Consider the following 6,489-nt stretch of genomic DNA (forward strand, 5'->3'; position numbering starts at 1 on the left):
AGTGCTAGTCGACATCCAGCGGCAATTTCAATTTCGCCGCCAACGCCTGGGCTTCCAGATGCCCGGCCGGCGCCTGAAGTCGGAGCTCGGCATTATCTTGCAGGGCCATCCTCCGGGCTTCGCTCACCAGCCGTTCAGCCACGCCACGGCGGCGGGTGATATTTCGTACGCATAGGTGGGACAAGCGCCAGGCGTTCTGGTGCCGTTGCAGCCGTGCGGCGCCGAGCAGGCGATCATTGAAGCGTGCGGCGATCAACGAACCATCCTCAAGGCATTCTCCGATCAGTTGCGTGGCGTCGCTGAACGGCTCGAACAGCCAGGCCGGGGCGTCCCGATAGATTTTCTGCAGGTCCTGCTGGTCCTGATGGGTGGCTTGTTCCAGGTGCTCGACAACGATGGGCATGGAATTTCCTGAAAAATAAACGCATGGCCCCCTACAGAAAGCGAGCAGAGGCGCGATAAGACGAATGACAGGAAAAAGGTGATAGCACTTTGGTTTTTCTGTCACGAGCAAATGGTAACCTTTGTCAGTTCGTCCGTCCTTCTGCGACGTGATGTCGCACTAAATTGGAGCTTCACTGCAAAATACAGTCATGCCTGCGTGCAATGAAGGCTGAGGGTGAGGTGTGTGGCTGGCGAACCATTCTAACAACTGGGGGATACACAATGAGCACAAGCATTACGGCCGGCGGCGTCGCCGACCAGCCTGCGTTCCTCTCCAAGGAACGCATCATCGCCAAGCCCGGCTTCAACCGCTGGCTGGTTCCACCGGCCGCACTGGCCATTCACCTCTGCATCGGCATGGCCTATGGCTTCTCGGTGTTCTGGTTGCCACTGTCCAAGGCCTTGGGTATCACCAAGCCAGTCGCCTGTGCACCGGATATGAGCTTCATCTCGCAAGTCTTTTCATCCCAGTGTGATTGGCCGATCTCGATGCTCGGCTGGATCTACACCCTGTTCTTCATCTTCCTGGGTTGCTCGGCAGCCATCTGGGGCGGCTGGCTGGAACACGCCGGTCCGCGCAAGGCTGGCGTTGTCTCGGCCTTGTGCTGGTGCGGTGGCCTGCTGATTTCCGCGCTGGGCATCTATACCCACCAGATCTGGCTGATGTGGGTCGGCTCCGGTGTGATCGGTGGTATCGGCCTGGGCCTGGGCTATATCTCGCCAGTGTCCACGCTGATCAAGTGGTTCCCGGACAAGCGCGGCATGGCGACCGGCATGGCAATCATGGGCTTCGGTGGCGGCGCGATGGTCGGTGCTCCACTGGCTGCCGCGTTGATGAGCCATTTCGCTTCGCCGACCGAGGTCGGTGTATGGCAGAGCTTCCTGGTCATGGCCGCGATCTACTTCGTGTTCATGATCGGTGGCGCCCTGTCGTACCGCGTTCCGCCGACCGGCTGGAAGCCTGAAGGCTGGACCCCGGCACCGAAAAAAGCCGCGAACGCGATGATCACTCATCGCCACGTTCACGTGAACGTTGCCTGGAAAACCCCGCAGTTCCGCCTGGTCTGGCTGGTGCTGTGCCTGAACGTATCCGCCGGTATCGGCATCCTGGGCATGGCTTCGCCACTGTTGCAGGAAGTGTTCGGCGGCAAATTGCTCGGCAATGACCTGCCGTTCGGTCAGCTGGACGCTGCACAACTGGGCCAGATCGCCGCCATTGCGGCCGGTTTCACCGGGCTGCTGAGCTTGTTCAACATTGGTGGCCGGTTCTTCTGGGCGTCCTTCTCGGATTACCTGGGCCGTAAAAATACCTACTTCGTGTTCTTCGCCCTGGGTGTTGCCCTGTACGCGCTGATCCCGAACCTGGGTCACCTGGGCAGTGTCGCGCTGTTCGTTGCGGCGTTCTGCATCATCCTGTCGATGTACGGCGGCGGCTTTGCCACCGTGCCGGCTTACCTGGCGGACCTGTTCGGTACGCAAATGGTTGGCGCGATCCACGGTCGTCTGCTGACGGCCTGGGCGGCAGCGGGCGTGCTGGGTCCGGTGCTGGTGAACTACCTGCGTGAATATCAGCTGAGCATCGGCGTTGAACGCGCTGCGGCCTATGACATCACCTTGTACATCCTGGCCGGCCTGCTGGTGTTGGGCTTCCTGTGCAACCTGATGGTCCGTCCGGTCGCCGACAAGTACTTCATGACCGACGCCGAACTGGCCGCCGAACAGGCGCTGGGCCATGACAAGGGCGCCGACAGCACCACTTCGCTGGAATGGAAAGCCGCGCCGGGCACCAAGCCCCTGGCGATCGCCGCCTGGCTGGTGGTGGGCATTCCGTTGGCGTGGGGCGTGTGGGTGACACTGCAGAAGACGGCGGTGTTGTTCCACTAAGACTGTTGCCCTGATCATCAGGTCAGGGCAACTTTTGTGGGAGCGAGCTTGCTCGCGATGAGGGCGTGTCAGCCGACATTGCTGTCTGCTGACCTACCGCTATCGCGAGCAAGCTCGCTCCCACAGTCGTTTTGGGTGATAGCAAAGGCTTGTACGCACATGTCTAGCACCGACAGCCCGGGCTTCAGCCCGTCAGTGATGTCACCTCTTTTGTTTCTGTTTGCCGCTCGCGCCCCTATAATGGCTGCCTTTTTCGCCCAATGATTTTGCGGAGCTGGTGATGGCCGAACGTAAGGCGTCTGTCGAGCGCGACACTCTGGAAACCCAGATCAAAGCCTCGATCAACCTGGATGGCACCGGAAAGGCCCGGTTTGATATCGGCGTGCCTTTTCTTGAGCACATGCTGGACCAGATCGCCCGTCACGGGCTGATCGACCTGGATATCGTCAGCAAGGGCGACCTGCACATCGACGACCACCACACAGTGGAAGATGTCGGGATCACCCTGGGCCAGGCCTTTACCAAAGCCATCGGCGACAAGAAGGGCATCCGTCGCTACGGCCATGCCTACGTGCCGCTCGATGAAGCGCTGTCGCGTGTGGTCATCGACTTCTCCGGCCGCCCTGGCCTGCAGATGCACGTGCCATACACCCGCGCTACCGTCGGCGGCTTCGATGTCGACCTGTTCCAGGAATTTTTCCAGGGCTTCGTCAACCACGCCAACGTGACCCTGCACATCGACAACCTGCGCGGGCACAACACCCACCACCAGATCGAAACCGTGTTCAAGGCTTTCGGCCGCGCGCTGCGCATGGCCGTCGAGCTCGATGACCGCATGGCCGGCCAGATGCCTTCCACCAAGGGCGTGCTGTAATGCAGACGGTTGCGGTTATCGATTACGGCATGGGCAACCTGCACTCGGTGGCCAAGGCCCTCGAGCACGTGGGCGCCGGCAAGGTGCTGATCACCAGCGATGCCGAGGTGATTCGCGAAGCCGACCGGGTGGTGTTCCCCGGCGTCGGTGCGATTCGTGATTGCATGGCCGAAATCCGGCGCCTGGGCTTCGACAAGCTGGTGCACGAAGTCAGCCAGGACCGGCCATTCCTCGGCATTTGCGTGGGCATGCAAGCCTTGCTCGATCGCAGTGAAGAGAACGACGGCGTCGATTGCATCTCGCTGTTCCCCGGCCAGGTGAAGTTCTTTGGCAAAGACCTGCACGAAGACGGCGAACACTTGAAGGTCCCGCACATGGGCTGGAACGAAGTGAAGCAGACGGTCGATCATCCGCTGTGGCACAACATCCCGGACCTGGCGCGCTTCTACTTCGTGCACAGCTACTATATCGCCGCCGGCAATGCGCGGCAGGTGGTGGGCAGCGGTCACTATGGCGTCGATTTCGCTGCGGCCTTGGCCGATGGTTCGCGCTTCGCCGTGCAGTTCCACCCAGAGAAGAGCCATACCCATGGCCTGCAATTGCTGCAGAACTTCGCGGCGTGGGACGGTCGCTGGTAATGGCTCGCAAGAAACCGCCGATCCTCACCCTCACGCCCGAACAGGAAAGTGAAGCGAACCGCAAGATCCAACGGTTCATGGAGGAACGTTTCGAACTGGACCTGGGTTCGTTCGAAGCGGCGGAAATTCTTGACCTGTTTACCCGCGAAATTGCTCCGCACTATTACAACAGGGCGATTTTCGATGTGCAGACGCACCTTAAAGAAAGGTTCGAAAGCATTGAAAGCGACTTGTGGGCGCTCGAGAAAAACTGATTTTCGAGTCAAGCTGAATATTCGTATTTGAAGGTTTGCCAGATGCTGATTATCCCCGCTATCGATCTCAAGGACGGCGCTTGCGTCCGTCTGCGTCAGGGCCGCATGGAAGACTCCACGGTGTTTTCCGATGACCCGGTGAGCATGGCCGCCAAGTGGGTGGAGGGCGGCTGCCGTCGTCTGCATCTGGTCGACCTGAACGGTGCCTTCGAAGGGCAGCCGGTCAATGGTGAAGTGGTCACGGCCATCGCCAAGCGCTATCCGAACCTGCCGATCCAGATCGGCGGCGGCATTCGCTCGCTGGAAACCATCGAGCACTACGTCAAGGCTGGCGTGAGCTACGTGATCATCGGCACCAAGGCTGTGAAAGACCCGGCTTTCGTTGCCGAAGCCTGTCGCGCGTTCCCTGGCAAGATCATCGTTGGCCTGGATGCCAAGGACGGTTTCGTCGCCACCGATGGCTGGGCTGAAATCAGCACCGTGCAGGTCATCGATCTGGCCAAGCAGTTTGAAGCCGACGGCGTGTCCTCGATCGTTTATACCGATATCGCCAAAGACGGCATGATGCAGGGCTGCAACGTGCCGTTCACCGCTGCACTGGCCGCAGCCACCAAGATCCCGGTGATCGCCTCCGGTGGCATCCACAACCTGGGCGACATCAAGTCACTGCTCGACGCCAAGGCGCCGGGCATCATCGGCGCAATCACCGGCCGCGCGATCTACGAAGGCACCCTCGATGTCGCTGAAGCACAAGCTTTCTGCGATTCGTACAAAGGCTGAGGACTCACCATGGCGCTGGCCAAACGCATCATCCCTTGCCTGGACGTGGACAACGGCCGGGTGGTCAAGGGCGTCAAGTTCGAGAACATCCGTGACGCCGGCGACCCGGTGGAAATCGCCCGTCGCTACGACGAGCAGGGTGCCGACGAGATTACCTTCCTCGACATCACGGCCAGCGTCGATGGCCGCGATACCACGCTGCATACCGTCGAGCGCATGGCCAGCCAGGTGTTCATCCCGCTGACCGTGGGCGGCGGCGTGCGCACTGTGCAGGACATCCGCAACCTGCTCAACGCCGGGGCGGACAAGGTGTCGATCAACACCGCGGCGGTGTTCAACCCGGAGTTCGTCGGTGAAGCGGCCCAGCACTTCGGCTCGCAGTGCATTGTCGTTGCCATCGATGCGAAGAAAGTCTCCGGCCCGGGCGAAACCCCGCGCTGGGAAATCTTCACCCATGGCGGGCGCAAGCCTACGGGCCTCGACGCTGTCGAGTGGGCAAAGAAGATGGAAGGCTTGGGTGCCGGTGAAATCCTGCTGACCAGCATGGATCAGGACGGCATGAAAAACGGCTTCGACCTCGGCGTCACGCGCGCTATCAGCGATGCCTTGGGCATCCCGGTGATCGCTTCCGGCGGCGTCGGCAACCTGCAGCACCTGGCCGCCGGTATCCTCGAAGGCCATGCCAGCGCGGTGCTGGCGGCGAGCATCTTTCACTTCGGCGAGTACACCGTGCCGGAAGCCAAGGCCTACATGGCGCATCGTGGTATCTGCATTCGCTGATCGCTGGACACCATGGCGGGCCCAAGGCACTCTTGGGCACACCATGGATTGCGGTAGCCCGACATGCTCAAACGCCTCGTTCTTGCCGTTGCCGGTGCCACGTTGCTGCTCGCCGGCACTGTCCGCGCCGCTGAAACATCGCTGGTGTTGCTGACGGAAAACTTTCCCCCGTACAACATGGCCAAGAACGGCAAGAACTTCGCCCAGGACGAAAACATCCATGGCATTGCCGTGGACATCGTCCGAGAGATTTTCAAGCGCGCCGACATTTCCTACAGCCTGACATTGCGTTTTCCCTGGGAGCGAATCTACAAGCTCGCCTTGGAAAAACCGGGTTACGGTGTGTTCGTCATGGCGCGGCTGCCGGAGCGCGAAAAACTCTTCAAGTGGGTTGGCCCCATCGGGCCAGACGACTGGGTGATGCTCGCCAAGGCCGACAGCAAGATTGCCCTCGACTCGCTGGAACAGGCACGCCAATACCGGATTGGCGCCTACAAGGGCGACGCGATTGCCGAGACGTTGGCCAAGCAAGGGCTCAAGCCGATTGTCGTATTACGGGATCAGGACAACGCCAGGAAACTGGTCAATGGCCAGATCGATCTGTGGGCGACTGGCGACCCTGCCGGGCGTTACCTGGCGCGTCAGGAAGGCGTCAGCGATCTCAAGACGGTACTGCGATTCAACAGTGCCGAGCTGTACCTGGCCTTGAACAAGGACGTGCCTGACAACGTGGTCGCCCGGTTGCAAAAGGCCCTGGATGAATTGCGCAAGGAAGGCGCGGTGGACGCGATCATGGCGCGGTATCTCTGAGCGCTCCACCCGCCGTACCGCCGCC

Annotated in this window: 8 protein-coding genes; 7 read left to right on the forward strand and 1 reads right to left on the reverse strand. The window is 60.7% G+C overall.

Going from position 1 to position 6,489, the window contains the following annotated elements; translation table 11 throughout:
- Positions 1-4 precede the first annotated feature (4 nt).
- Complete coding sequence (gene panM, locus OC610_RS18495; RefSeq protein ID WP_264429677.1) at positions 5-403, reverse strand: aspartate 1-decarboxylase autocleavage activator PanM; 399 nt, start codon at positions 401-403, stop codon at positions 5-7.
- A gap of 263 nt (positions 404-666) precedes the next feature.
- Here panM and OC610_RS18500 point away from each other — a divergent pair, with 263 nt between their 5' ends.
- From OC610_RS18500 to OC610_RS18530, 7 genes are all read left to right on the forward strand, one after another.
- Complete coding sequence (locus tag OC610_RS18500; protein WP_030141481.1) at positions 667-2,328, forward strand: OFA family MFS transporter; 1,662 nt, start codon at positions 667-669, stop codon at positions 2,326-2,328.
- A 280-nt stretch (positions 2,329-2,608) separates the two neighbouring features.
- Positions 2,609-3,202 carry an imidazoleglycerol-phosphate dehydratase HisB gene (hisB, locus tag OC610_RS18505; RefSeq protein WP_003186751.1) on the forward strand — a complete coding sequence of 198 codons (594 nt, stop codon included), beginning with the start codon at positions 2,609-2,611 and terminating at the stop codon, positions 3,200-3,202.
- The gene (hisH, locus tag OC610_RS18510; protein WP_264429682.1) at positions 3,202-3,840 is read left to right on the forward strand and encodes an imidazole glycerol phosphate synthase subunit HisH; all 639 of its coding nucleotides are present in this window, start codon (positions 3,202-3,204) and stop codon (positions 3,838-3,840) included. The genes hisB and hisH overlap by 1 nt, the downstream gene beginning before the upstream one ends.
- On the forward strand, positions 3,840-4,094 hold the full coding sequence (locus OC610_RS18515; protein WP_003186749.1) for a DUF2164 domain-containing protein: 255 nt from the start codon (positions 3,840-3,842) through the stop codon (positions 4,092-4,094). The genes hisH and OC610_RS18515 overlap by 1 nt, the downstream gene beginning before the upstream one ends.
- Positions 4,095-4,136: 42 nt before the next feature.
- Positions 4,137-4,874, forward strand: coding sequence for a 1-(5-phosphoribosyl)-5-[(5-phosphoribosylamino)methylideneamino]imidazole-4-carboxamide isomerase (hisA, locus tag OC610_RS18520; RefSeq protein ID WP_014336098.1), 738 nt, complete (start codon positions 4,137-4,139; stop codon positions 4,872-4,874).
- Positions 4,875-4,883: 9 nt separating this feature from the next.
- A complete protein-coding gene (gene hisF / locus OC610_RS18525; protein ID WP_264429684.1) occupies positions 4,884-5,654 on the forward strand; it encodes an imidazole glycerol phosphate synthase subunit HisF in 771 nt (256 codons plus the stop codon).
- Positions 5,655-5,717: 63 nt separating this feature from the next.
- On the forward strand, positions 5,718-6,464 hold the full coding sequence (locus tag OC610_RS18530; protein ID WP_264429686.1) for a substrate-binding periplasmic protein: 747 nt from the start codon (positions 5,718-5,720) through the stop codon (positions 6,462-6,464).
- The last annotated feature ends 25 nt before the right edge of the window (positions 6,465-6,489 follow it).

Source organism: Pseudomonas agronomica (assembly GCF_025917275.1).
In the GTDB taxonomy this organism is placed as follows: domain Bacteria; phylum Pseudomonadota; class Gammaproteobacteria; order Pseudomonadales; family Pseudomonadaceae; genus Aquipseudomonas; species Aquipseudomonas agronomica.

What these genes read in the sequence shown, in the direction of transcription:
- hisH (WP_264429682.1), top strand. Translation starts at nt 3,202, where the DNA reads ATGCAGACGGTTGCGGTTATCGATTACGGCATGGGCAACCTGCACTCG.
- hisA (WP_014336098.1), top strand. Translation starts at nt 4,137, where the DNA reads ATGCTGATTATCCCCGCTATCGATCTCAAGGACGGCGCTTGCGTCCGT.
- OC610_RS18530 (WP_264429686.1), top strand. Translation starts at nt 5,718, where the DNA reads ATGCTCAAACGCCTCGTTCTTGCCGTTGCCGGTGCCACGTTGCTGCTC.
- OC610_RS18500 (WP_030141481.1), top strand. Translation starts at nt 667, where the DNA reads ATGAGCACAAGCATTACGGCCGGCGGCGTCGCCGACCAGCCTGCGTTC.
- hisF (WP_264429684.1), top strand. Translation starts at nt 4,884, where the DNA reads ATGGCGCTGGCCAAACGCATCATCCCTTGCCTGGACGTGGACAACGGC.
- panM (WP_264429677.1), bottom strand. Translation starts at nt 403, where the DNA reads ATGCCCATCGTTGTCGAGCACCTGGAACAAGCCACCCATCAGGACCAG.
- hisB (WP_003186751.1), top strand. Translation starts at nt 2,609, where the DNA reads ATGGCCGAACGTAAGGCGTCTGTCGAGCGCGACACTCTGGAAACCCAG.
- OC610_RS18515 (WP_003186749.1), top strand. Translation starts at nt 3,840, where the DNA reads ATGGCTCGCAAGAAACCGCCGATCCTCACCCTCACGCCCGAACAGGAA.